At 37.4% G+C, this 2,073-nt stretch carries 3 protein-coding genes and 1 pseudogene; 1 reads left to right on the forward strand and 3 read right to left on the reverse strand.

The features are described 5' to 3' along the window. Positions 1-180: pseudogene (locus QI30_RS21040) on the forward strand (hypothetical protein); the annotation flags it as partial. A 43-nt stretch (positions 181-223) separates the two neighbouring features. Here QI30_RS21040 and QI30_RS19250 read toward each other — a convergent pair. The 3 genes from QI30_RS19250 to QI30_RS19260 form a co-directional block, all read right to left on the reverse strand. Continuing rightward, positions 224-577, reverse strand: a complete 354-nt coding sequence (locus QI30_RS19250; RefSeq protein WP_126992107.1) for a hypothetical protein — start codon at positions 575-577, stop codon at positions 224-226. 16 nt (positions 578-593) lie between these two features. Next, entirely contained in the window at positions 594-1,430 is an 837-nt protein-coding gene (locus QI30_RS19255; protein ID WP_126992108.1) for a conjugal transfer protein TrbL family protein, read from the reverse strand. Between the two features lie 11 nt (positions 1,431-1,441). Next, a partial coding sequence (locus tag QI30_RS19260) for a type IV secretory system conjugative DNA transfer family protein (protein ID WP_158621096.1) occupies positions 1,442-2,073 on the reverse strand: 632 nt, incomplete at its 5' end.

Genomic DNA, 2,073 nt, shown 5'->3' on the forward strand with positions numbered 1-2,073 from the left:
TTTTATAAGGGTTCCAATACTAGCGGTATCTATGCATATTTCCGTTCGGGTCATTTACTTCACGGTGAAATTATTAAACCTACAGGAAAAAAAGATGAGCATTTTTATATTAATGGTTCATATCAAATAAATTGGACAAGTTTAGATAACGATGCTTGTTATTATATAGTTACGATTTAATACTTAACAAAAGTAGAAATTTCTACTTTTGTTAAGTATATTTTTATTTACTAAGCTTAATCGTTGCACCTTCCACTCGCTTACCGTCCTCATCTAGTTCATACAAAGTGATGTTCTCTTTATCGTGCTGTTCAATTTCATAGAAATAATCTCTTTTTACTTCTCCATCTTTTTTATCAACAATATGCAATTGATTTCCTTTTACTTCCCATTCATAAGAAAATTTCATAGCTCCAAAATCCATTGTTAACAAATCATTGTTTTTAAAATCAAAAGAGCCTGCTACACCATCAGATCCGTTTGCATCCCATTCACCCTCTAAATTCAATTGACTATCCCCACACGCTGCTAATAAAAACGTTAATAATACAATAGGTAACACACGCATCCACTTCATCACCTTAGCCTCCTATCTATTTTAAAAGTCGCATCATCGAAATACGGGTAGCTGACTTACCAAGAGAAATCCCGCCTTTTGCACCTCCACTTGAATACCACATAGAACGAAGTACGCTAGGCCCACGAATAATTAATACACCGCAACCGATGATTAACATAAAGTCATACCAACTATTAAAGTTAGCGAGCAACTGGACAATGGCTGCCATGAGTAGCACTTGCGTAACAATACTAACAATTTGGCTTAAAAATTCACGCCACCACACTTCACTAAAATCATAGTTTTCAGTCGCAATGGTAATCGCTGCAAAGACACTAAATATCTCTAAAATGATAAGGTCCACATGGTACACGCAAATTTTGAACGTGAACACGATAAACACGACAACTAAAAATAGTAGCAGTAATGTAATTGCCATCGTGCCTGATCCAAATACATCTATAACCATGGAAGATTCAATTGAATTCGTAATAATGTCTGAAGAGCTGCCAGCAATTTCAACAAACATATATTCCATTAATGGGTACAGAATTTCTTTCACCACAAAGTACAAAATAACAGGCAATAAAAACACCATGATACTTGCCTTTAATGCACTGACGATAATTTCAGCAATATTACTTTCATTATTGGTCGCTTCATTTAGCATGGCGTTCAATATTCTAAATAGCACAATCGCCACAAGTAACACACCGCCAAAAACAGCGAAAATACGATATACGTCTAAAAACAAGCCACTGAGCGCCTCATGGTTAAACAGCACCTCTGCTAAAAACTTAAAAACCGCTGTCAGTAAATCATTTAACCATTCATTTAACATATCCATAACTTTATCTTGAATGAAATTCACTACAGCTCACCTCATTTATTAGGCTCACTTCCTGAAATATTTAAGTCACCGTTTAATTCCTCCAACGCACTTTCAAATGTGACCTCCTGCTCCACGACCTCAAAGCCGAAAAAGTCCTTCTCCAACTGTTCCTGCTCGGTTTGCTTGGCTACTGCCTTTTTCGCAATATCTTCCTCAAATGCTTGCTGAGCGAGCGTCAGCTTTTGTAGTTGCTCTGCTGAAGGCTTTGCATGATAATCAAACTGACTGACTTCATATTTTTCTGTTACGCCAGGAAACAATTGAAACTGAAAGGCTTTCTTTACTTGAATGGGTGGCTTATGCTGAAATAAAATGATGCCTATATCAGCTGGCATTTGCATAATTTCGCCCGCTGTCATTAAATCACGGGCTGCAAAGCTTTCATTTTCGCTCATGCTACTCGTCCGGTTCTCCTTACCATATTGCTTCGATTCAGATTCCGTATCTACTTTAACGGTCGTTTTATCAAGCAAGTCCTTAAAATAAGTAGCCGTTGTCCGATTGGCAGCGTTCAAGCATAATTTAATCCCACAGTTCCCTAAAATGGACTCTGCCTTTTTATCGCCGTAACGATCCTGAAGCTGCGAAATCGTTTGAATAATCGTCGCATCACTAATGCCGT

It is taken from the genome of Candidatus Kurthia intestinigallinarum (assembly GCF_003991225.1).
In the GTDB taxonomy this organism is placed as follows: domain Bacteria; phylum Bacillota; class Bacilli; order Bacillales_A; family Planococcaceae; genus Kurthia; species Kurthia populi.

What these genes read in the sequence shown, in the direction of transcription:
- QI30_RS19250 (WP_126992107.1), bottom strand. Translation starts at nt 577, where the DNA reads ATGAAGTGGATGCGTGTGTTACCTATTGTATTATTAACGTTTTTATTA.